Source organism: Demequina sp. NBRC 110051 (assembly GCF_002090055.1).
Lineage (GTDB): Bacteria > Actinomycetota > Actinomycetes > Actinomycetales > Demequinaceae > Demequina.
In genome coordinates, this window is sequence record NZ_BBRH01000015.1 from 1 (window position 1) to 22649 (window position 22649).

General features: G+C 67.0%; 17 protein-coding genes. 3 read left to right on the forward strand and 14 right to left on the reverse strand.

All coding sequences use genetic code 11. The annotated features are described in order from the left end of the window. Window positions 1–48: 48 nt before the first annotated feature. The 9 genes from B7K20_RS09070 to B7K20_RS09110 all read right to left on the reverse strand — a co-directional run bounded on the left by B7K20_RS09070 (window position 49) and on the right by B7K20_RS09110 (window position 9499). A complete protein-coding gene (locus tag B7K20_RS09070; protein ID WP_084102216.1) occupies window positions 49–936 on the reverse strand; it encodes a glycosyltransferase family 2 protein in 888 nt (295 codons plus the stop codon). Between the two features lie 51 nt (window positions 937–987). Next, window positions 988–1863 carry an N-acetylglucosamine-6-phosphate deacetylase gene (locus B7K20_RS09075; protein ID WP_084102217.1) on the reverse strand — a complete coding sequence of 292 codons (876 nt, stop codon included), beginning with the start codon at window positions 1861–1863 and terminating at the stop codon, window positions 988–990. A 9-nt stretch (window positions 1864–1872) separates the two neighbouring features. Continuing rightward, complete coding sequence (gene nagB, locus B7K20_RS09080) at window positions 1873–2655, reverse strand: glucosamine-6-phosphate deaminase (protein WP_084102218.1); 783 nt, start codon at window positions 2653–2655, stop codon at window positions 1873–1875. Beyond that, the gene (locus tag B7K20_RS09085) at window positions 2648–3553 is read right to left on the reverse strand and encodes an ROK family protein (protein WP_159449375.1); all 906 of its coding nucleotides are present in this window, start codon (window positions 3551–3553) and stop codon (window positions 2648–2650) included. Before B7K20_RS09085 ends, nagB begins: the two co-directional genes overlap by 8 nt. Next, entirely contained in the window at window positions 3550–4986 is a 1437-nt protein-coding gene (gene nagZ, locus B7K20_RS09090) for a beta-N-acetylhexosaminidase (RefSeq protein ID WP_084102220.1), read from the reverse strand. The genes B7K20_RS09085 and nagZ overlap by 4 nt, the downstream gene beginning before the upstream one ends. Beyond that, window positions 4983–5828, reverse strand: a complete 846-nt coding sequence (locus tag B7K20_RS09095) for a carbohydrate ABC transporter permease (RefSeq protein ID WP_084102221.1) — start codon at window positions 5826–5828, stop codon at window positions 4983–4985. The genes nagZ and B7K20_RS09095 overlap by 4 nt, the downstream gene beginning before the upstream one ends. Before the next feature lies 1 nt (window position 5829). Further along, window positions 5830–6792, reverse strand: a complete 963-nt coding sequence (locus B7K20_RS09100; protein WP_084102222.1) for a carbohydrate ABC transporter permease — start codon at window positions 6790–6792, stop codon at window positions 5830–5832. A gap of 122 nt (window positions 6793–6914) precedes the next feature. Beyond that, the gene (locus B7K20_RS09105) at window positions 6915–8252 is read right to left on the reverse strand and encodes an extracellular solute-binding protein (protein ID WP_084102223.1); all 1338 of its coding nucleotides are present in this window, start codon (window positions 8250–8252) and stop codon (window positions 6915–6917) included. Between the two features lie 71 nt (window positions 8253–8323). Further along, window positions 8324–9499 carry an ROK family protein gene (locus B7K20_RS09110; protein WP_084102224.1) on the reverse strand — a complete coding sequence of 392 codons (1176 nt, stop codon included), beginning with the start codon at window positions 9497–9499 and terminating at the stop codon, window positions 8324–8326. A 200-nt stretch (window positions 9500–9699) separates the two neighbouring features. On the opposite strand from B7K20_RS09110, the gene B7K20_RS09115 reads away from it, so the two are divergent. Beyond that, window positions 9700–11190: a polysaccharide pyruvyl transferase family protein gene (locus B7K20_RS09115; protein ID WP_084102225.1), complete on the forward strand. Its 1491-nt coding sequence runs from the start codon at window positions 9700–9702 to the stop codon at window positions 11188–11190. Between the two features lie 61 nt (window positions 11191–11251). Further along, a complete protein-coding gene (locus B7K20_RS09120) occupies window positions 11252–11896 on the forward strand; it encodes a sulfotransferase family 2 domain-containing protein (protein WP_084102226.1) in 645 nt (214 codons plus the stop codon). Between the two features lie 9 nt (window positions 11897–11905). Here B7K20_RS09120 and B7K20_RS09125 read toward each other — a convergent pair whose 3' ends face one another. Continuing rightward, entirely contained in the window at window positions 11906–12304 is a 399-nt protein-coding gene (locus B7K20_RS09125; protein WP_084102227.1) for an adenylyltransferase/cytidyltransferase family protein, read from the reverse strand. Window positions 12305–12428: 124 nt separating this feature from the next. On the opposite strand from B7K20_RS09125, the gene B7K20_RS09130 reads away from it, so the two are divergent. After that, window positions 12429–13898, forward strand: a complete 1470-nt coding sequence (locus B7K20_RS09130; RefSeq protein WP_084102228.1) for a polysaccharide pyruvyl transferase family protein — start codon at window positions 12429–12431, stop codon at window positions 13896–13898. 24 nt (window positions 13899–13922) lie between these two features. On the opposite strand, the gene B7K20_RS09135 is transcribed toward B7K20_RS09130, so the two are convergent. From B7K20_RS09135 to B7K20_RS09150, 4 genes are all read right to left on the reverse strand, one after another. Then, window positions 13923–16136, reverse strand: a complete 2214-nt coding sequence (locus B7K20_RS09135) for a bifunctional glycosyltransferase family 2 protein/CDP-glycerol:glycerophosphate glycerophosphotransferase (protein WP_084102229.1) — start codon at window positions 16134–16136, stop codon at window positions 13923–13925. Between the two features lie 101 nt (window positions 16137–16237). Beyond that, entirely contained in the window at window positions 16238–18514 is a 2277-nt protein-coding gene (locus B7K20_RS09140) for a stealth conserved region 3 domain-containing protein (RefSeq protein WP_159449376.1), read from the reverse strand. A gap of 56 nt (window positions 18515–18570) precedes the next feature. Continuing rightward, window positions 18571–19257, reverse strand: coding sequence for a hypothetical protein (locus B7K20_RS09145; protein ID WP_084102231.1), 687 nt, complete (start codon window positions 19255–19257; stop codon window positions 18571–18573). Window positions 19258–19412: 155 nt separating this feature from the next. Further along, window positions 19413–22610: a CDP-glycerol glycerophosphotransferase family protein gene (locus B7K20_RS09150; RefSeq protein ID WP_084102232.1), complete on the reverse strand. Its 3198-nt coding sequence runs from the start codon at window positions 22608–22610 to the stop codon at window positions 19413–19415. Between the last annotated feature and the right edge of the window lie 39 nt (window positions 22611–22649).

A 22649-nucleotide genomic window follows, 5' to 3' on the forward strand; every position in this document is an offset into this window, starting at 1 on the left:
ACAGGGCTCGGCGAGACGGGCACAGCGAAAGTCCTGCTAAGAGCAGTACTACACCACCAACAACCGACCCTTGCGAGCGATGTAGAAAACAGTCCGCCACGACATCTTGCGCTGGTCCCGCGGGCACGAGCGCCAGCCTTCGCGGAAGCCTCCGAACCACGGCCCTAGGCCGTGGAACCGCGGCGCCGAGCGCGCCACCTGCGCCAGTGCCCACACCGACGCATACACAACCGACAAGGGAGCCGGCAGGTTGCGCCGCGCCACCCACACCCGGTTGCGCGCGGACAAGCGGTAGTAGTCCGCGTGCCGCGTGGGCTTCTTCACCGGGTGGTAGATGCGCAGCTCGGGATCGTAGATGACCTTCTTGCGCTGCTCCCAGACGCGCCACGCGAGCTCGATGCCCTCGTGCGCATAGAAGAAATCACCTGGCCACAGACCCGCCGCGACCAGCACGTCGCGCCTGATCGCCACCGCCCCCTCCCACAGCGAGAAGGCAGCAAACGGAGCGTCGGCGGGGCGCGATCCCAGGCGCGGCACCCACCGCGACGGCGAGCCCTTGCCCTTGGGGTCGAACACCCGCCCCTGCAGGGCGCCCAGCCCGCGATCGTCCTCGAAACGGGAGAGCACCTCGGACAGGAAGTCGTCGTCGACCACCTCGGCATCGTCGTCGAGGAAGAAGATCAGCTCCCCGTCCACGTGCGACACGCCAGCGTTACGACCAGCAGGGATCCCGACGTTCTCCGGCAGGGCCAGCGTGCGCACCACCGGGGGCAGTTTCTCGAACGACGCGGGGTCCCAGCCGTTCCCGACCACCAGGATGTCCGTCGTCACGTCGCGCTGCTTGAGCACGGATTCGATGGCCCGCACCAGCCTCTTGCGACGCTTGCCCATCGTGAGAATCACGACGCCAAAGTCGGGCGCGACGGGTTGAGGCATAAGGAGAAGTGTACGTGCGGCCGATGCCGTGGCCGGCTTCGTACCCGGCCGTCAGTTCAGGCCGAGCAGGGCGCGGGGGACGGCCGATGCCGCGGCCTCGGCTTCCGTACGCGCCACGCCCGCCGCGACGCACACCTCCACTGCGCGCGCGAGGGTGAGCGTCGACCCCGCGATCGTGTCCGTCCCGGCGAGCACCGCCTTTCCTTCGCGGACCTCGACGTCGAGTGACCCCAGCACATATGAGCCGTCGGCCGCGCAGGCGGCAGCCATCGCATCGGTCACCAACACCACGCGGCCGGGTGCGGCCCGGAATACCGCCGCGATCAGGGCGGGATCGACATGGATGCCGTCCGCGATGAGCTCGATGAACACGCGCTCATCGTCCAGCGCGGCCCCCACCGGACCGATCTCGCGGCCCACGATCCCCCGCATCGCGTTGAACCCATGCGTCAGGAGCGTCGCGCCCTGGTCGAAGGCCGCCCGGGTGAGTGCTGCATCGGCCTCCGTGTGCCCCACCGCGACGATGACCCCGGCCTCGACAAAGCGGCCGATGGCGTCGAGCGCGCCGGGGAGCTCGGGCGCCATGGTGATCTGGCGGATGATCCCGTCGCCGTCCTCGAGGAGCCGCGAGACGGCGTCGGGCGACGGATCGATGAGGTTCTTTGGAGCATGCGCGCCCTTGCGCGCGGGTGACAGGAACGGCCCCTCGAGGTGGACGCCAAGGATGGAGGAATCAGCCTCCATGGCCGCACGCACCACGCCCATCGCGTGCGCCGCGACGTCGAGCGGCAGCGACACGAGGGATGCCACCATCGCCGAGGTCCCCGCCGCGCGGTGAGCGGCGGCGGCCGCAAGGGTGCCCTCGACCGTCTCGCCGAACGCGTGCCCCCCACCGCCGTGGCCGTGCAGATCCGTCAGCATCACCATGAGACGACCCTAGAGGTGCTGCCAGGCCGGCTTGTGGGCCTGCGCGTACCGGTAGTAGTCGGCGTGGGCCAGCGCGGACGCCGCGGCCTCGTCGACCACCACCGTCACGTGCGGGTGGAGCTGGATCGCGGAGCCCGGCATCCCCGCACTCACGGGGCCCTCCACCGACGCCGCGAGCGCCTCGGCCTTCCCCGAACCAAACGCGAGCAGCACCAGGTGTCGCGCGCGCAGAATGGTCCCCAGCCCCTGGGTCACGCAGTGGATGGGCACCTCGTCGAGCGAGTCGAAGAAGCGCGCGTTGTCGAGCCGCGTCTGCTCCGTCAGCGTCTTCACGCGCGTGAGCGACCCAAAGGAAGAGCCGGGCTCGTTGAACGCGATGTGCCCGTCCGTGCCGATGCCCAACAGCTGCAGATCCACGCCGCCGTGCGACGTCAGCGCCTCTTCGTAGCGCGCGCCAGCCGTCGCGACATCGGACCCGGTGCCGTCCGGCACGTGCACCAGGGCGGGGTCGAGCCCCAAGGGCTCCGTCACCTCGCGCGCGATCACCGAGTGGTAGCTCTCGGGGTGCGCCACGTCGATGCCGACGTACTCGTCGAGCGCGAAGGCGCTCACCCGGGAGAAGTCGACCCCGTCGGCCGCGTGGCCGGCGAGCGCCCGGTAGACGGGCAGCGGGGTCGATCCCGTCGCGACGCCCAGCGTGAACGCGGGCTCGTCCGCCACGCGCGAAGCGATGTGGTCCGCGACCAGCGCCCCCGCCGCCTGCGGCGATTCGACGATCAGCACCTCAGCCATGTGTCACTCCCAGCAGCGCCGCGCCAATGGCCGCGACGGGTCGATGTCCTTCAAGAATGCGCGTGCGCTGCGCGAGCTCGAGCGACGCGAGGAAGCGCGACCCCTCGGCCCAGTCGCGCAACACCCCGGCGGTACCGTCGAGCAGGGCGTCGCCCATGCCTGTGAGGCCGCCGCCCACAATGACCTCTTCGACGTCATACGCGAGCACCAGGATGCGGATCGCGTGCGCCACGCCCAGGAACAGGCCGTCCCTGATCTCGACGGCACGCGGGTCACCCTTCGCCGCGAGCGCCATCACCTCCCGCGCCTCTACCGTCGGGTCGCCCCACTGGCGCACGATGCCCGATCCGGACGCGTACGTCTCGAGCCCACCGGGGTTACCCTCGCCGTCCAGCGGACCGGCGGGGTCGATAGAGATATGTCCCACCTCTCCCGAGGTTCCGCGAGCGCCGCGCCACAGCTGGCCGTCCAGGATGATCCCGGCCGCGAGCCCCGTACCGAGGTTGAGGTACGCGACCGAGCGCGCATCGGTGCCCACCAGGCGCCACGCGCCCACGGCGGCGGCGTTGACGTCGTTCTCGACCTGTACGGTCCGGCCCCAGACGTCGCCCAGGGCGGCGGCCAGGTCGATCTCGTCGAGGTCGAGGTTTAGCGCGTGACGCACCACTCCCCCGCTCACCGCGCCGGGGATGCCCACGCCCACACTCAGGGTGTCGGCGACGTCCACGGCGCACTTGCGGGCGACCACCTCGACGGCGGCCTGCGCCGAGCGCACCACGCCCTCGGGTCCCTTCTCGACCGGCACGCGGTGGCGATGGAGCACCTGCAGGCGCTCGTCCACGGCGATCGCGTCGACCTTGGTGCCGCCGATGTCCACTCCGATCCGCACGCCGCTCATGCGAACACCTCGATGAGGGCCTGGCCCACGAAGCGCGAGGCGCCAAAGGTCGCGACGTCGGCGTAGGGGGCCGTGAGGTCCGGCCACCCCATGTCGACCACCACCGGGTCGTGTTGCCTCAGCGCGTCGATGGCCTCGCGAGCCCACGCGTGGCGGTGGTTGTCCTTGCCGACCACGATCACGGTCTGCCCTGGCGCCGGACTCCACGAGCCGAGCCCAGATTCGGGGGTGACCACGGCATCGGCCGTCACGCCGCTCGCAAACGGCCCCCATGGCGAGGGGCCCACCGCGATGTTGGCGGCCGGCTCCAGCCGGACCCACGCCACGTCGCCCGGTGTCACCTGAGAGAGCCGGGCAGCCACGGCATCGGCCATCTGGAAGCCGGCCCGAAGGGCCGTGGTGTCGAGCCCGGGGATCACGCCGTGCGAAACCATCGCGGGGACCTCGGGTGCCTCGAGGGTCGTATCCACCAGACGGCCGATGCGACGGCTGGCATCCGCAAGGCGCTCGCCCGACAGCGTGCCCGCCTCGAGCGCGGCCTCGATGGCCGCGACGATCTCGCCCATCTGGGCGTCGGTATTCCTGGTGCCGATGCACAGCAGGTCGCAGCCGGCCGCGAGTGCGCGGGCGGCCGCGGCGGGGATGCCAATCTCGCCCGAGGCGCCCACCATGTCGAGGGCGTCCGAGACGATCGCGCCGTCGAAGCCCATCTCGCCGCGGAGCAACTCCGTCAGGATCGCGTGGGAGAAGGTCGCGGGGTTCTCGGCGTCGATGGCGGGCACCATGATGTGCGAGCTCATGAGGCTCGCCACCCCGGCGTCGATCGCCGCCTGGAAGGGCGCGAACTCGCGCTCGCGCAGGGTCGCGAGGTCCGCGTCTACGGTGGGCAGCGACACGTGCGAGTCCTGGGCAGTGTCGCCGTGGCCGGGGAAGTGCTTGGCGTTCGCGGCCACACCCGTGGACTGCACGCCCTCGGTCCATGCCACGCCGTGGGCTGCGACCAGCTCGGGCGTCGCGCCGAACGAGCGCACTCCAATGACGGGGTTGGCGACGTTGGTGTTGATGTCGACGTCGGGCGCGAGGGTGAGGTTCACACCCACCTCGCGCAGCTCCCAGCCCACCTGAGCACCCACGGCGCGCGTGATGGCCGGGTCGTTGAGCCGGCCCAGCAGGGCGTTGCCGGGGAACGGCGAGCCCTGTGCCTGGTAGAGGCGGGAGACGTCGCCGCCTTCCTCGTCGATCGAGATGACGGCGCGCGGGTTGGCCTCGCGGATCGCGGCGGTGAGTTCCTTGAGCTGCTCAGGCGACTCGACGTTGGTCGCGAACAGGCACACGCCTCCCATGCCCTCGCGAAGGCGCCTCGCGACCCACTCGGGAAGCTCGGGCCCCTCGAAGCCTGGCATGAGGACGGCCAGCGGGTTGACGGCGGTCATCCCTTCACCGCCCCACCCACGAGCCCGGAGGTCATGCGGTTTTGCACGATGAGGAAGAAGATGATCACCGGCACCGCGACCAGCACCGAGCCTGCCATGACCTGGCCCCACTCGATCATGCCGAGCGTCGAGGGCTCGGCAAACGTGCGCAGCCACAGCGGGAGCGTCTGCGACGCGTCGGAGGTCAGCAGGACGGACGCGAGCGCGAACTCGTTCCACACCTGAATGAAGGCGTAGACGCCCGAGGCGACCAGGCCGGGTGCCAAGAGCGGGAACGTGACTCGCATGAAGGCGCCGAACCTGGTACAGCCGTCCACCATCGCGGCCTCCTCGAGGTCGGCCGGGACGCCCGCGACGAATCCGCGCAGCATCCACACCGTGAACGGGATGACGCTCGCGATGTAGATCACCGAGATGCCGATGACCGTGTTGAGCAGGTTGAGCCCCGCGATCATCTTGTACTGCGCGATGAACATGGCCTCGGCCGGGAGCATCTGCACGATGATGATGGCGAGCACAAACGACTTGCGGCCGCGGAACTTGAAGCGCGAGATCGCGAGGGCGCCCAGGAAGGCGAAGATGATGCACACCACGAGCGACAGCGCCGTGATCATGAGCGACATCCGCATGGCCTGGCCAAAGCCCGAGGAGCCGTCGAGCACTGCGGAGTAGTTGCGCCACGTGCCGCCAAAGGGCAGCCACGTGGGCTCGAGGGCGGAGATGGTGGGGGCCGACTGGAATGACGAGTTGATCATCCAGTAGACCGGGAACGCCCACAGCAGGGCGACGGCGAAGATGGCGACGGAGCCGATGCGACGGCCGAGGGAGTGACGGCGGGTCATCTCAGTTGTCCTCCTTGAGCAGCTCGCGCACGTAGAACCAGGACAGCCCGATGGTGAAGACCATCACGATCATGGCGGCGGCCGCAGCCACGCCGAAGTGTCCCTGGCCGATGCCGAGGCCGTAGATATAGGTGCCCAGCAGGTCGTACTTGTCGCCCGCGGCGCCGAAGCCCTGCAACAGCTCGATCTGGGCGTACACGCGCAGGTCCCAGATCATCTGCAGGAGCAGCAGGATCACGAGGATGGGGCGAATGATGGGAAGGGTGATGCGTCTGAGCATCTGGAAGCCGCTCGCGCCGTCGAGTTGCGCCGCCTCGGTGACCTCGCCGGACACCTGGGTGAGGCCCGCGTACACCGACAGGGCGACGAAGGGCACGGCAGCCCACGTGATGATGACCGATGCGACGGCGAAGAAGCTCCACGGGTTGACCAGCCAGTTGTGGCCGATCATGTCGACGCCGGGGATGAGACTGAGGACGTAGTTCAGCACGCCGTTGCGTGAGTCGATGAGCCAGTTCCATACCGTCATCTGAGCGACGATCGGCATGGCCCATGCGAGCAGCATCGCGACCTGAAGACTCAGTCGCGCCCAGCGGTTGACGGCCTTCATCGCGAGCGCGAGGCCAATGCCGAGCGCCATGGTGACGAGCGCGGTGACCGCCATGAAGGCGACGGACTTGAGCAAGACCGCCCAGAACTGGGAGCCCGTGAGCAGCTCGACGTAGTTGGCGAGACCCACCCACTCGGGGGCCTGGCCAAACTGCTGGGCGAGTCCGTACTCCTTAAAGGAGTTCGTGACCTGCCAGTACAGCGGATAGCCAAGGCCCACCAGGAGAGCCAGGACCGCGGGGGTCACGAGCAGGTACGGGAGCGCGCGCACGCTGCGCGGCTTGGTGGCGCGGGGTGCGTCGCTGCGCGGTGTGGGCGCGTCGACGACGGCGGGCGCGGTCGCGGGAGAAGTCATGAGGGTGCCTCTGAGGTTGAGCTGAGGGGGATGTCCGGGGCACGGAGCGCGCGTGGGCCCGGACGCCAGGGATCGGCGCCCGGGCCCACGCGGATGACGGCAAGCCGCCAGTTGGGGATGTGTCAGCCGTTGATGAGCTCGTTGAGCTTGGCGTCGTACTCGGTGGCCAGCGCGGTCACGTCGCCACCCTCGGCGACGGCGGCGAAGTACTGCTCCATGATCTTCGCCTCCTCGATCGCAGCCCAACCCGGCGCGGCCGGGGTGAGCTTGGCCGACTCGGCGGCCTGGAGGGCGATGTCACCCATCGCGGCGACCTCGGTGTAGGTGTCGGCGTAATCGAGGTTGGCCGGGCCAAGACCGTTCTCGGCGAGCATGGTCTGGTACTCGTCGCCGAAGATGATGCGCATCAGGTCCTTGGAACCCTCGGGGTTCTGCGTCGCGGCAGAGATACCGATGTTGGAGCCACCGGCGAACACGGGGGCCACGCCACCGTCGGCTCCAGGAAGGACGAAGGCGCCGAACTTCTCGTCGTTCCACGTGGCGACCTGCTCGCCCTCGTCGTTCTCGGCGATGTCGCCCAGCGACCAGTAGGCCCAGTTGGGAGCCATGGTCGTGGCGGCGGGGGTACCCGACAGGAAGCCGTCGTTGATGGCCTCATACGCCGTCGAGTCGTCGTCGGTGACCTGCGCCACCGAGGCGGTTTCGAACAGTTCCTGCCACTGCTCCATGCCCTCGATCGACTCGGGCGTGGCGAGCGCGCCGGCCCATTCGGAGCCGTCGTACGTCGCGATCTCGCCACCGTTGGCGAAGATCCAGGAGATGCCGTCGCGCCAGTCCTGCCCGGGCACGTAGAAGCCACCCACGCCCTGCTCCTTGAGCGACGCGTTGACCTCGGTCACCTCGGCGAGGGTGGTGGGCACGGACACGCCGCCGGCCTCGTAGAGGTCCTTGCGGTACCAGGCCATGCGCGAACCAAAGTAGTACGGCAGCGCGTAGTTCTTGTCGCCCACGGCGCCGGCCTCGACGAAGCCCTGCAGCAGCGAGTCGCCACCCAGCTCCTCGTACATGTCGGTGATGTCCATGAACGCGCCGACCGTGGTGAACGTCGCAGACTGGGTATTGCCGACCTCGGTGACGTCGGGGGTGTTCTCCGAGTCGGGCAGCGCGGTGGTCAGCGACGCGATCGCGTCACCCCAGCCGATCTGCTCGACGGTGAGGGCGCCGCCGTTGACCTCGGTGTATTCGGTCTTGAGGAACTCGATCAGCGGGTCGGGGGTGTCGGTGCCCATGAGCCACAGGGTGATGTCCTGCGCGGTGGCGCCGGTGGTCTCGGTACCCGTCGTGGCCGAGCTCGTAGGCTCCGCGCTCTCTTCGCCCTCGGAACCGGACGAGGAGCATCCGGCGAGAACGATGGCAGAGGCAGCGGCGAATGCCGTGACCCCAAGCGTCATCTTCTTCATTGTGCTTCTTCCTTCTGTTGTGTGTGCCGTCCGTGACTCAAGGGAAGTCACGTCGTGGGTGGTGCCTGGGTTCATGAGATCCCCAGTTGTCCGGTGAGGACGGTGACGACCGCACCGAGCACGACGATGTCGCGCCCCAGGGCGGTCATCCGCAGCGTGAGCGAGCCATGGATCTCGCCCATGGTGCGGCTGCGGAGCGTCTCGGCCGTGGCCTCGAGGAGGTCCCCGGCGAGAAGATCGTGTGGCCCGGCGAGCACGACCTCGCCGAGGTTGAGGGCGCCGACGACGGGACCCAGCGCAATGCCGAGCCGCTCGCCAGCCTCGGCGAGAACGGCCGCCTTGGCCGTCGCATCGGCCGACTGCGAGACGTTCGCCTCGAGACGCGGCGATGCGAGCCACGTCTCGAGGCAACCCGCCTTCCCGCACGCGCAGTCGGCACCACCATCCGTGCCGACGACGACGTGGCCGATCTCGCCTGCGGCGAAGCCCGAGCCGTGCACCAGGTGGCCGCCGACCACGAGCCCGGCACCCAGACCACGGCCGATGCGGATCAGCATCATGTCCGCGCTCGCGCCTCCGAAGGCCCGCTCGCCCTGGGCGGCCATGTTGGCGTCGTTTGCGACCTGGGTGGGCAGGTCGTAGCGCTCGGCGATGAGCTGCTGGAGGGGCACGTCGTACCAGTCGAGGTTGGGCGCCTGGACGACGGTGCCGTCGAGGTCCACCAGACCGGGGCTGCCGACGCCGATGCCGATGACAGGCGCCGCCGCGCGGGCGAGGAGGTCGTCAAGCAGTGCGTACGTGGCGGCGACGGCCTCATCGCCCGTGACGCCGCGCACAGGAACCTCTGCGCGCTCCACGACGGTGCCGTCCAGATCGGTGAGGACGCCGCGGAAGGCCGAGTTGTTCGACAGGTCCAGACCCACGATGGTGAAGCCCGTCCGGTTGATGTCGAGCAGCGTGGCCGGCTTGCCGGGGCGCGAGTCGGGGCGCAAACCCAACTCGACGACGAGGTCCTCGGCAATGAGGTCGGCGACGAGGTCGGAGATGGTCACGCGGGTGAGTCCCACCTCGCGGGCGAGGTCGGCGCGGGAGAGCCCCTGGGCACGGTAGAGCGACTGCAGGACCAGCGCGCGGTTGTGACGGCGGGCGTGCTCGGGGCGCAGCCGCGAGGTGGGCCTCGCGGTGGCCGCACGAACGGGGCGCGATGCCGCCGTCCCGGCCTTCTGCTGCGTCTCCCGCGTCGTCATAGTTAGTTAGTAAAGATTACTAACCAACTCGGCGCAAGGGGTCAAAACGTTTCGATTTTCGCTGTTACCGAGTCGTGACTTTCGGTTGCATGGCGAAGCGGTGACGTTTCGGTGAACGTGCCAGGCCCCTGGGTGCCGCCGTCATACGGTGACGGGATGCTGCCTGTCACCGCGCCTACGCCTGCGCAGCGAGGCACGTCGTGAGGGTCGTCGTGGTCGGCGACATCGGCTGGCGATACCTCTATCACCTGGGTGACGAGGCCATGACGGAGGCGGCCATCGCCATGCTGCGCGAGCGCGGCGTTGAGGACATCACGCTGGTCGCGGGCGACCCGGCCGTCGCATCGGCCTTCTACGGGCTGCCCGCCGTCGCCCGCGTGGGATTCAACGGACGGTGGTCGCGCGACGGCAACGACGGCCACCTGCGCGGCGTGGACGAGACGTTGGCGGCGGGCGAGTTCGAAGCCGGTTCCGTGTACGCCGCCATTCGCGACGCCGATGCCGTGGTCATCGCCGGCGGGGGCAACATGAGCTCCACGCATTATCACCACCTTTACGAGCGCCTCGCGATCACACGCATCGCGGCGCACGTCGGCACGCCGCTGTACGTGACGAGCCAGACCGTGGGACCCGCGCTGCTCGACGGCGACCGCGACAAGGTCGCCGAGATCGCCGCCTACGCGACCTGTTTTGGTGCGCGCGAGGCGACCACACACGCGCTCGTGTCAGGGCTGGTCGAGGACGCCTCACGGGTGGTCCACACTCTCGACGACGCGGCGATGCTGGACGCTGATGGCCCCGCTGTTGCTCGGGTGGCGTCCTTCGATCTGCCATCTCGCTACGTGGCCGCCTCCTTCTCCAACGGTCACGGGACCACGTGGCCCGATGCCGATACGTACTACCGCGCGATGGCGCGCTTGAGCGACTCGCTTGCTGAACGCTGCGATGTCCATGTGGTGCTCGCGCCCCACGCCGGCTCGTTTGATGAGGCGCGGACCACGCGTGACCAGGACAGTAACGCGGCCATCGAGCGCCACTCGACGAGCGGACGGGTGCGCGCGCTGCCCATGATCACGGCGCGCGAGGATGTCGCGTTGATCGAGGGCGCGGCGCTGTCGCTGTCGACGCGCTATCACCCTGCGGTCTTTGCGCCGGCAGTCGGGACCCCGGCGGGCGCCATCGCCCCGTCGTTCTACTCTTCCGTCCGGATGCGCGGCGCGCTGGGCAACGTGGGCCTCGAGAAGTGGGTGCTCACCACCGAGTCGATGCCGGTGGCCGCCGATGCGTTTGCCGAGCTTCTCGACGCGCCCGAGGCCGCGCGCGCGCATCTGACTTCCGCGCGCCCCGCGACGGTGTCCTTCCAGCACCGCTGGTGGGACGCGATCGTGGAGTCGATCGAGACGGGCATCTGGACGTCGCCTGGAGACCTGCCGTCCGTGCCCTCGCTTGAGCCGACCGGCGCGTGGTCCGGTGTGAACGAGGCTTCCTACCCGCTGTGGGACAAGTACACCGAGCAGATCGAGCTGGCCGGCATGTGGCGCAGCGAGGCGCGGCGGCTCACCGTCGAGCACGAGGGGCTCCCCGAACTGCGTTCTCAGGCGCGCGACGGTCGCCGCCTGCGACGGCGCCGTGTGGTCCGTTTGGCCGATGCCGTGGGCCGCGCCCGCCGCGACCTCACCGGGACAGCGTGACCGGCACGACCTCGCCAGCCCGCGGGTAAAATCGTCTCAGCCCTGACGACAAGGAGACCGCATGCCGGTCCTACGCAAGGACGGCGCGGCCCTGCTGTTCGTCCACATCCCCAAGACCGGCGGCGGTTCCGTCGAGACGGCCTTTCGCAAGAGTGGCTGGGCGGTCGACCACTTCGACGGCACCAGCGGCCCGGACTCGCTGAACTACCTGCGCCTCAACTCACCTCAGCATGCCGACGCCGCGCAGATCGAGGCGACCTTCCGGCTTGAGCGCTTCGCCGCGGTCTTCGCGTTTGTGCGCGATCCCCTGGCCCGCATCAAGTCGGAGTACGTGTGGCGTCACCGAGCCGATGAGAGCGTTGATCCCTCGGGGCGGGCATTCGAGAAGTGGCTGAAGGCGAACCTCCGCCAGACGCTCGCCAACCCGTGGCGCTACGACAACCACTTCCGCCCGCAGGTGGACTTCATGGTGCGCGGCACGCGCGCGTTGCGCATGGAGGACGGCATCGACGCCGGGCTGTCTCACCTCGCCGACGTCACCGGCCTGGACGTGCCCCGCTCGGCGCCGCGCCGGCACGCAGGGTCGAACGTGTCCGCCGTAAGCCCAGCCGAGATCGAGGTCACCGCGAAGGCCGCGAAGCTCGTGTCGGATTTCTACGCCGAGGACTACCGGCGGTTCGGGTACGAGCGGGCGGACGCCGCCTGACGGGAGGCGCTACCCGAGGTCTTCGCGGATGCTCTGGATGATGTCCGTGGTCGACACCTCGGCCGTGCGCGGCAGGTAGACCACCTCGCACAGGTCACCCCAGTAGTCGAACTTGCCGGCCCAGTCGTCGCCCATCACAAGCACGTCGGCCTCGTACTGCTTGATGTATTCACCTTTGAGCTCGAGTGATTCCTCGACAAACACGTTGTCGACACAGGCGAGGGACTGCACGATGCCCATGCGGTGCTCCTGGCGGTACACGGGGTAGCGCTGCTTCTTCGAGAAGTTCAGCTCGTCCGAGGAGACGCCGACGGTGAGGTGATCACCCAACTCCGCCGCTCGCAACAGCATGTTGACGTGGCCGATGTGGAACACATCGAAGGTGCCAAAGGTGATCACGCGCTTCATGCGGGTAAGGATACGGGAGAGCGCATGCACGCTTCAGTCGCATGCGCGAGGCGAGATGTCCGCGCAACGTGGGCATCTGCGCGGGTAGCCTAATGGCGGCATTTCCCACAAGAACGAGGTTGACATGAAGGTAGTTGTACTCGGCGACATCTCTTGGCCAGACCTCTACCACCTTGGCGATGAGGCCATGACCGAGGCCGCGATCGACATGCTGCGTGCTCGCGGCATCGATGACATCACCCTCGTTGCAGGCAACCCTGAAGTCGCCCGGGACTTTTATGGCCTGCCCGCCGTGCGTCGCGTGCGCTTTCGTGGCGACTGGAGCCGCGGACGCAACGAGTGGCGCCTGGCCGACGTGTCGCGGGTGCTCGCCGAGCAGGACTGGGACGATCACCCGATCTACCCGGCCATTCGTGACGCCGATGCCGTGATCATCGCCGGCGGCGGCAACATGAACTCGCGCGATTACCACCTGCTCTTCGAGCGCGTCGCCGCGAAGCGCATCGCCGAGCACTTTGGAGTCCCTCTCTACATCACCTCCCAGACGGTGGGGCCGATGCTCGACGAACCCGATCGCGAATTGATCGTCGAGCTCCTGACGTACGCGCGCGCGTTTGGCGCGCGTGAGGGCGCGACCTACGAGATGTTAAAGGCGCTCACTCCCGACCCAGCGAAAGTGTTCCGCACCCTCGACGACGCCATCCTGCTCGACGCCGACGACGAGGCACGCGCCGCTGCCCGCGAGATCGCTGGTGACCGCCCCTATGTGCCCGCGTCCTTCACCTGGCACGCGGGCGCAGCGTGGCCCACGATTGAGGACTATCACGCCGCCGTCGCCGAGGTCTGCCGCGACATCGTGAACGAACTTGACCTCGACGTTCTGCTCGTGCCTCACGCAGGATCCTTCGACGAGGCGACGGCAAACCGTGACCAGGACAGCAACGACGCCATCGCGGCACTCGTCGGGTCGGACCGCGTCCGCGTCACAAGGATGGTGACGGCACGCGAGGATGTCGCACTCATTGAGAACGCTGCGGCGTCGCTCTCGACGCGCTATCACCCGACCGTGTTCGCGCCCGCCACGCAAACCCCCGCCGTAGCGATCGCTCCCTCGTACTACTCATCGATCCGCATGGGCGGTTCCTTGGGAAACGTGGGTCAAGGGCGATTCGTCGTGCCTGCCGCGTCGCTCGATCTGGTGATTCCCGCACTTCGCGAGGCTGCACAGCGCGGTCCTCGCCTCACCGCGGCGCTGGCGGAAGCCGGGCCAGCGGCGACGTCGTTCCAGGCTTCCTGGTGGGACTCGCTGGTGCGGTCGATCACGTCTCGAGAAGCGGTCAAGTTCGATGCGAGGCTCGATGTCGCAGAGTTCGTACCGGACGGCGAATGGTCGGCGTTCAACGAGGATCGCAGGCCGCTGACCGACCGCTTCGTTCAGATGCAGGAGGACTACACGCAACTGACAGAGGACCGCGACTCGCTACGCGAGGCCCTCGCCACTTCCAAAGAGCGCGAGCGAAAGGCCTCGGAGGCCCTCAAGCGCTACAAGAACCGTAAGGTCATCCAGCTTCTGGACCGCGTCGGGAAGCGCTAACCTCCGCGCGCGGCTGGCTGCCCGCTAGGACGACCTATCCATGCTCCACGACCGGAGCACGGGCACTGGACCATGCTCGCGGGCGGGAAGCTCGGCACCGTCGACGACGCGAGCGACGATGTCACGCGCGGCGTGGCCGGTCTCGAAGTCGGTGAAGATGTCCGCAAACTTCTCGAGCCGCGCACGGTTCTCATCCGACTCGTAACGACGGGTCGCGAGGGCATCGGCCAACTCGGCTGTGGTCCAGACCACCTCGCCCGGAGCATCGACCGTAATGTCGAAGTACGTGCCGCGCACCTGGGAGTACAACTCCCAGTCGTACGGGAACACGATGATGGGCCTGCGCAGGTTTGCAAAGTCGAACATGACCGACGAATAGTCAGTAATGAGGACGTCCGCGGCGGCGTAGAGGTCCTCCACTGCCGGATGCGCCGACATGTCGAGAATCTGTCCCTGGCCAGGAATCGACGCTTGACGACCGTGGAAGTAGTGCCCCCTGACCAGAAAGACGTCGTCGGCCTCCAGATTTTGTTGGAGTGCCCGCAGGTCAAGACCGGCCGCTGCGCCCATGCCGCCGTCGCGGAACGTCGGCGCGTAGAGGAAAACACGGGCGTCGGGATCGATGCCGAGCGCCGTTCGCGCAGCGCTCTTTGCCTCGTCGTCCGCATTCACCAACACGTCGTTGCGGGGGTACCCGACTTCGAGCATCTCGCAGCGCACGGGGTAGCTGTGCTTCCACACCTCCGAGGAATAGGAGTTCGAGGCGACCGCGTAATCCCACTGCGCGCAGCGCCGCAAGAGCGCGTCGCGCCACGCAGGGGTCTTGCCGCGTTCCTCCACGCCCATGTACTTGAGTGGCGTGCCGTGGAAGAGCTGAGTGAGTACTTGCCCATCGCGCTTGCGCCACCACGTGGGCGGGTTCGCGTCGACAAAGACGTGCTTCGCCGTGGCGAGGGCGCGGTAATACTTGTGGGTGTCGCGGACCGCGTAGTCGACACCTTCCGGCACGCCCGGCACCTCGGTGGGCTTCACGAGCCACATGATGCGCTTGTCGGGATGGGTGCGCTGAATCTCGCGCGCAATCGCCAGGCAGTTGAGGCGCGGCGACATTCCCCACAGCGCCTCGAATACCACCAGGTTGTCGTCAATCGCGGCGGTGCGGCGGAGCACGTCGTACGCCCGGCGGTGGTGGTAGCCCACACGGCCAAGGCGCTTGGCGAGGCCCAGGGCGCGTTGGGGCTGCTTGCGAGCGACGTGATAAGCCTCTCGGGCCTCAACTTGGGCACGGAACACCGGATAGCGACTGGTCCAGATCCAGTGCAAGGCCTGCGCCTTGTCCCCCTCGGTGGGCGGCGTCCATCCGGAAGGAGCATGCTTCTTGACAGCCGCCTTGGCACGGTCGTAGAACCGGGAGCGCTCCTCGGCGGGGATACGCTGCTGCTGGGTCGTCAGCAAGGTCGCAATGTTGCGGAACGCACACGTAAAGATATGGGCCCGCTCGTCACCCTCCACCCCCAGCCGGTCCAACTCGGACATGAGCCGCTCGAACTGGTCCAGGATCTCCAGGTGACGACGATCGGTGGAGCGCAGAATGGAACCCGCGCCACGCTGGCGGTACATGTACAACGCGCGGTCGACACCGACAATCGATGACGCCTGCGAGAGCACCGGGTAGGTCCACGGGATGTCCTCGTAGTAGCCCACGGGGAACTGAAGCCCGGTCTCCGCCAAGAACTCGCGGCGGTAGGCCTTGTTCCACGCGACGTTGAGGACTTCGTAGATCTCGGGTTGGTCTTTGGCGACGAAAGTGCCCTCAATCTGGAGTGGTGCGCGCTTGACACCTTCCTCCGCGTTGCCGTTGGGGTAGAGGCGCGCGTAACCGAACTGAATGATGTCGGGGTGGTGCTCGGCTATCACTTCCTGAATAGCCTCCAGCGCCCCAGGCACGAAATAGTCGTCGCCGTCGAGGAACAGCACGTAGTCACCTGTCGCGTGCGCGAGTCCCAAGTTGCGTGCCTTGCCGAGGCCCCCATTGTGCTCGGGGCGAATCACCGTGACAGTGGCGTGGGTCTCGGCAAGTTCGTCCGCGATGCGACCTGTCGCGTCGGTCGACCGATCATCGACAACGATGACCTCCGTTTGCGGCGCATCCGCAACGGATCCGACTGCCTGACGAAGGTAGGCGGGGACGTTGTAGGCGGGGATGACCACCGACAGCAACGGCAACAGAGTCTCCATTCGTGGCCTCTCAGGCCCACATTCGGACGGACGACGGCTTGAACTGGGAGATGCTCATGGTACCGACCACCCACCACGCGTCCGCACCCGGCTGCACCGGACTACGCCAGGCGGTGGACGACGTCGGTGAGAAACTGCCGCACAATCGCCGGATCGTGGGCGTGAGCGTGCTGATGCGCCAATGGCTCACCCAGGCACATGACTTCCACCCGAGCATCGTCCAGGATCTCTTTCATCCGGTGCTCGAGTCGCACATGGTGGAGCCGCAAGAATCTGAACTCTACTGAGCTTCTCACGTAGGAGTGCGTGGCCCAGCCGTAGTACTGCGCTAGAGAAGACAGCACGGAGAGGTCGCCGCCCGAGCGGAACCGGCTTGACCGCGTCCTCTCAAACTCCTCGGCATACGCGTCTTCAAGCTGCCCCAGTACCGACCTCAGGTGCGGGTGCGGCGTGTGGAGCATCGTGTTGGTGATTTCCACGCCAAAGCGCTCGGCGAGCAGGCGCCGGTTGTGAGCACCGGCGAGCAAATGTGCCTCGCCAGTGTGACTGTCGTGAAAGCCAAGTTGGAATTTCGACGGAAAGAACCTCGCCTGTCCATTGGGCTCAAAGAACCGCTCTGGGCCGAGCGGCTTCATCACGAACACGTCATCGTTGAACATGATGAAGTGCTCGCTGAGGTCTGCAATGCGGTGGAGGCAGGCTTCGATCGCGTGGGAGTTGAACACCGGAAGCACGCTGGGGTCGGGGAAGATCTCCTGATGGTCGACCCAGCGGACCTCGGGGAACTCGTCACGCACCCGCGGATGAATCTGGCCATCGGTCACCACAAAGATTTGCCGAACCCACGGCATCGCGCGCCGTACGGTGGCGATGGAGTAATAGAGCTCGTCCCGGCTGAGGTATCTGCCGGGCTCGGCGCCCTCGGCGGCATCCTGTGCGGTCGACGAGTCAAATGCGTTCTTCCTCTTGAGCCAGGCCTCATCAGAGCCATCAACCCAGGTATAGACAGCATCGATTGGGAACGTAATGTCGGACCAGAGCGGCAGTCCGGTCACGCTTGAGGATTCGCGGGTCAGCCATGCGCGCCACTGGTCCTCGGCGACGACGTCGGTCTCGAGATTGCGCCGCGGCGCACGACGCAGGCGATCCTCTACCTCCCACAGTTCGATGTCGATCGTGGCGCCCGACTGTGCCCGCAAGGTCCATACGTTCGCGTGAAGACTGAACGGCACGAGTTGGTCCGTGCTGAGGGCAGGCGTCGATTGCAGCGGCGCCGATCCGACTCGGGGTGACGCGGAGCACCTGCCCTGCTCGAGCAAGCCTGTGACGAGGGAGAACACGTCGATGGCGTCTTCTATCCCCACCACAATGGCGAGGTCGCCTGCTTCGCCACGCACCTGCGCCGAATGGACACCGCGATCCCGAAGACCCTGAACGACAAGGCTACGGAAGTCGGCGGACCCCGCAGCGTCGGGCGCAGCCTCGCGGAGCCTGGGTCTAGCTCCGTTGCCCGCGCTCGTGACAACGGTCTCCCACAGCGCAGCTGGTTGATCCACCACGACTGACTCAAGCACCTCTTCAGCCCGCTTCACTAGGCCGAACCGCACGCTCTTCGAATCCATCGCGTAACGCAGAGCGGCACCGCGGGCCTTGGCGTTGGGGGCAGTCGCGAGCGCGCCACCAGCACGCGCAACACTCAGCAAGTCAGGAACGCCTTCGTCGCCCACGACGGAAACGCCCGTGTGGATCGCCTGAACGAGGTGCTCCCTGGACGCACCCACGCTGCCCACAAGCAGAACCACAGATGCCTTGGACAGCTCCCGGGACGGGCTCGGAGGCGGGGCGACGGCGTCGACACGACCCCCGAGACCCACACGGCGCGCCCGGGTGAGGACTTCACGGCATGCCTGCGCAGAGCCGTACACTCGCAGGCGCCAGTCAGGCGCACTTCGGGATGCGAGGAGAAACGCATCCACGACCGACGCAGCCTCGGCCTCCGAGGTTTCCGGTATCAGCGCAGCGACCAAGGGCACCGCCAGCGGCGATCTGGGCGTATAGGGAGCAGGCGCTGGCCACGGCTCGGAGAGCAGAACCGGCGTAGTACCTGCTACTGCCGCTACAACCGGTCCGAGTGGCACGGGCTGCGCCACCACGACTCCGGCGACGTCGCGTGCCCGCTCGCCCAGGAGCACGGCGTCAGTTCTGCTCAGCGGAGCCGCCAGGTAGAGAACGTGGGGAGCCAACCCGTCGGCCCTCCCGCTCGCCGGCGCTATCTGCCGGGCGTCGGTCAGCACCACAAGATCCTCGTCGGTCGAACCCACGGGACTGGCGGGTGCTTCCATCGCCTCGAGGCGAACCGTGTGGCGCGCCGACAGCATGGCGCGAAGGTCGTCTGCAACGCGCCGGTCAGCGTCGAAATGTCGTATGCGAACCCTCATGTCGCCTCACGCTCGGCCACGGGCTTTGCGGCAACAGCGACCGTGCCGTGCACCGTGACGTACGGAGTCAAAGACACGAAATCTCCATCCACGTTGTCCAGAATCTGGGGAAACGACGTCGTGCCCCGAGGTTTCGTGAGATCGCCCGCCGGCGAGCCGAGCGTGGCCACTACGCCCGCCCCATCGCTCAGGCCAAGGTCCCAGATGCGCTCGCTCTGGTCTTCGAGTCGGCCGAGCTGACTCACATCGACTTGCCCCGCGAACCGTCCCGAGTCGACAAGCTGCACCGTCTCACCAGAGGCGCGACACGTGGCGACAAGTTGCCATGCCTCAAGATCGTGGCACAGCCCAATCGTGATAACTGTTCCCCGCACCGGGATGATCGATGTCACCCGCGGGCGTGGGCGAGAGATACGTATCGCGACGGTTCCATCGTGGCTCACCAGTTCAGCCACGGCATCTATCGAAGGCACGGGCGGGCCGTCACCCAGCCCTGGCTCCACCCGGTTGAGGGCCTTAGCGTCGATGCCGCGGGCTGCGCCATTGACCGCAAGGCTCAGCGCGTACGGTTCTTCGCGCGACGGCATCGTGCCGTGCAGATCGATCGTCCACGTTGCCGTTCCCGCCCGCCGAACCACAGGGGGGAGACCGATGAGGCTCGTGTCGTTGATGGTGAGGGTCATCGCTTCGCCGCCTTCGACCGCGACATTGAGTGTTCGGCCATCGTGCACAGCACACCATGCCTGATCGAAGGCTCCGCTCGACCGGCGAACACGGCGCTGCCTGAGCACGGGGGACAGCCATGCGGATCCTCGAATCCTCAATGACTTTGCGGGCCTCACTCCCCGGCCTCTCTTTCTGATGCGAGCAACACGTCCACCGCACGCGTCGCAGCGTTGCCATCGTCATACGGACTGTAGGTTGCCACGAATCGGGCAACGTCGACCAGGTCCGCGGAGCCCTCAACGAGCGCGGCCCTGACGGCGAGGCGAGCCTCAGCCGCATCTTCAAAAAGCGGCCCGGGAATGTCCTCCGGGTAGTCGAGGTAGAAGCCGCGGACGTCGTCTCGATAATCAGGCAAGTCCGGCGAGAAGAAGATCGTGGCCTTCAGTCTGTTGAGAAAGTCGAACGCGAGCGACGAATAGTCGGTCACCAGCACGTCGGCGAGAGCAAGAAGCTCTTGGACATCCGGGTAGTCACCGACGTCGAGGATCCGTGTGCCCGCATCGGCCGGAATTGCCAGCGCACCCTTGTCGAGCGCATGGCGCCTCACCAGCAAGCAGACGTCGGCATCCCGCGTTTCGTCGATCCACTCGCCAAGTCCCCAGGCATTCGCGATCGACATCGTCCTTGAGTTGCCGAAACTACGGTCTCGGAATGTCGGAGCGTAGAGGACGACCTTCGTGCCGGGCCCCACACCCAGTCGCTGCCGCGCACGTTGCGCCGCCCGCGATGCGCGCTCGCCAAAGAACACATCGTTGCGCGGATAACCGATCTCCGCCACTGGACCATCGAAGTCGTACGCCGACCGCAGACACGCCGTCGCGTATGAGCTCGGCGACACGAGCACTGACCACTGAGCCGCGGCCTTCAACGCCCGTCCGAGGTAGCCCGGATCGCGACCGAGGCTCGCGACCATGTCGCGCCCCATCTTTTTCATAGGGGTACCGTGCCAGGTTTGCATGAATCTCTGGCCCTGACGCATCTCGATATAGCTCGGGAAGCTCTGGTTATTGACGACGTAGCCCGCACGAGCCAAGACGTAGTGGTACCTCAGCGAAAGTCGCTGGACGACAGTAGTCGCTGGGTTATTGCCGACAGACCGCTGCTTTGTGATCCAGAACGCATGTTTGCCCGAATCACGTTCGCGGAGCGCGTTGTAGATCGCGCGTGGCGAGTCGCCCACGCTCGCTCCCAGGTTGCTCTCGAAAACCACCCAGTCGGCACGGATGGGCAGCAAACGGAACGCGCGGTACGCAAGTTTTGCGGATGGCATATAGCGGCTCGACTTACGCCACTTGCGATACATGGCTTGGCCGAGCGAATGCACCCGGCGGCGGGTGAGGCGTAGTCGCTCGCGCCGCGCCCCACGCACTGCGGCGTAGACCCGCGCGGACGAGCCGCGGTCGGCCATCGGAAATGCTCGGTGCGATGCCTGTGCGTCGAACGGCGCAGACGTATCCCCATCTCCCACCAAGCTCCGCAACGCCTGCGCAACTCCATCCGGGGTCGACACAATCCGCCCGGGGAGATCCTCGTCGAGCTCAAGATTCGTACCCCTGCGCCCCAGAAAACCGCTTCGATTGGCGTGGAAGTACACCACCGGCTTGCCCGCGAGGCTGGCATCGAATCCGCGGGCCGAGTAGTCGGTGAGAAGAATGGACGCAGCGTTGAGTCGTTCGTCGAGCGACTGCCCCTCATCCTCGACCACCGTGAGGCCCGCCTCTTCGAATTGCCGTGCGAACGGGCGGAGAGATGCGGGCATGATCATCTCCGCTCGCCAGCCATGCTCGTCGCAAAGTTGACGGAGTCCCGCTTTTTCGAACGCTTTGCGCCAGAGCGCGACGTTCTCGTTCAATCGGCTCTCGTTGTCGCCGTCGAACTCCCACGTCGGGATGACCACCAGCGTTCGACGATCAGCCGCGCTCGATGTGTTCTCGATGGAGTCGAACCGCGGCGACCCCGTCACCGATACGCGCCGTGCTGGATACCCAAGCTCCCGCACGACGATCCTCTTCTCCCGAGGCGAGCTCACCAGGTACTGGTCAACATCGAAGGTGCCACTGTGCCACGCCTGAGCCCCACTGAGCGCGCGAGTTCCGAGTACGTCCGTGGGAAGCAACGTACGCGGCGCCTTCACTTTGCGCTTGAGTGCCCGACTCGGGACGGGCATGACATCGTCGGGATGGCCCGTCACGACGAGGCGCTGCGCTAAGAGAACTGACGCAACGTGCTCTCTCGAGCCTCGCAGCACAAAGGACCCGATCCGCTCCACACGCTCAAGATCCGGACTTGTGGCGTCGATGACAAACCGCGCGTCGATCTCGGGGTGGTGCTCTCGGAGATACCGGAAAAACAGATAGCCCGCGTCACGCGCGTGGACTCCGTCCTCCGCAACGACCCAGATCGGACGCCGCGCCAGCCTTCGCGACACCTTCCACACGTTCGTGAAAAACGACGGCAAGGCCATCAAGGCAGCACCCCGGGCACTCACACATGTCGACGTGAACTGCAACGTGCGGCTCCGCCCCACGAATGCCGGATTGAGGAAGACGAACTCGTCGTGCCCCCGGGAGATCTTGACCGTCCTTGGCGGGTTCACGAGGCCTCGAGGGAGCTTCGGCCGTCCCAGTACTAGCCGCTGGTCAGCGACGCCGTCGCGGCTCACAGCGAGGTGTACGTCGATGACATCCCGGGCGGCCAGCGTGCGCAACCGTTCAAGCGGAAACTGGCCATCGAACGCGACACGGGTGGTCAGACCAGTGGGACGGTCCTCCAATGAGTGTGTGGCGATCGGTTCGCGATGAAGCGCGCCACTACCCCGTTCCGTGACGAGCAGGCTGAGCTCGGGAGTGCCGATGTTCGGCAGCGTCACTTCGCCCCGCACGGATAGGGTCTCGCGAACACGAAGCCGGTGAATCTCGGCGGAAAAATCGTGGAGCGTTGCCCTGGGGCCATTCTTCAGCACGAAAGAGCTGGGCCCCGTCGGACACAGAAACGCGACGGCGCCCTCGCCGAAGGCTGCGCCCAGCTGACTCACATGCGGCCGTGCACCCGCTGTCACTCGCGCCCAGGACCCATCGCCAAGTTCCCACCACAAAGCCCAGGACGCCGCAGGCCGCCTCCACCACTGTGCAAGGTCAGCGTCGAACACCACAGTGTGGCCCTGCACGCGATAGGCGACGTCGATGGCGGGCTGCGCATTTTCGCCTTGCGCACGCCACTGCAGAGACTTCGGGTGGCCCTCGGGGCTGACGCCCACCTTGAAAGTCAGGACCGCGCCGGCCTGTTCGACCGCGAACGACTCTGGAACCACACGCGAAGGGGAAGGCGACACGACTAAGACCCCGCGCTG